This window comes from Sphaerisporangium sp. TRM90804, from assembly GCF_029846175.1.
Lineage (GTDB): Bacteria > Actinomycetota > Actinomycetes > Streptosporangiales > Streptosporangiaceae > Sphaerisporangium.
This window is the reverse complement of sequence record NZ_JARWAC010000072.1, coordinates 1-844: the sequence shown is the minus strand read 5'-3', so window position 1 is coordinate 844 and position 844 is coordinate 1. Positions and strand designations below refer to the sequence as shown.

Sequence of the window (844 nt, the reverse complement as noted above, 5' to 3'; positions counted from 1 at the left end):
CACCGGCCAAACCGCCGTCGACACCACCGGCTGGACCCAAACCCTCCTGTCCGCCCAGCCCAACACCGTCCGCTGACAACCCGCCGAAACCCATGTACCGGCCGGTAGCGGCCGAATCTGTGTGAAGGGCTCTCCCATGTTCAGAACACTCGTGTCCCGTACCGGCCTCACGGCCGTGGCGGTCGTCACCATCTTCGGCCTGTCGGCCACGGCGCACCCCGCGATGGCCGCCCCGGAGCCGCGCCCCACCACGGCGGCTGACGTCAGCGCCGCCTACCAGCTCGCCGCGTGCGACCCCAGCGGCACCACCTCGACCGACACGACGCTGGCCAACCAGCTCAACGGCACCCTCAAGGCGAAGATGCGCGGCTACATGTCCGCCTACCGCGTCTCCTGCGCCCGCATGGTGACCAAGGCGGTGAAGGACCGCGGGCTGGACTCGCGAGCGGCGGTGATCGCCATGGCCACGGTCATCGTGGAGACGAGCATCCAGAACATCAGCGAGGAGGTCGACCACGACAGCCTGGGCCTGTTCCAGCAGCGCGCCTCGTGGGGGACCCGGGCCCAGCGCCTCAGCCCGACGTGGGCCACCAACGCCTTCCTCGACAAGATGGTCAGGCTCTACCCGAACAACAGCTGGCGGACCGCGCCGGTCGGCGAGGTGGCCCAGGCCGTGCAGGTGTCGGCCTACCCTGACCGCTACCAGGTGCAGGCCGGCGACGCGCAGATCATCGTCAACACCATCCTGCCGTACGTCAGCGGGCCGAAGGGGACGGCGTCGGTGTACGGGGTGATGCCCGACGGGCGGCTGACCTACACCGCGATCGACGGGGCCAGCGGGCGG

General features: G+C 70.1%; 1 protein-coding gene. It reads left to right on the top strand.

The annotated features are described in order from the left end of the window. Positions 1-136 precede the first annotated feature (136 nt). Positions 137-844, top strand: a 708-nt coding sequence (locus PYR91_RS36295; RefSeq protein WP_279787552.1) for a hypothetical protein, incomplete at its 3' end; no start/stop codon positions are given.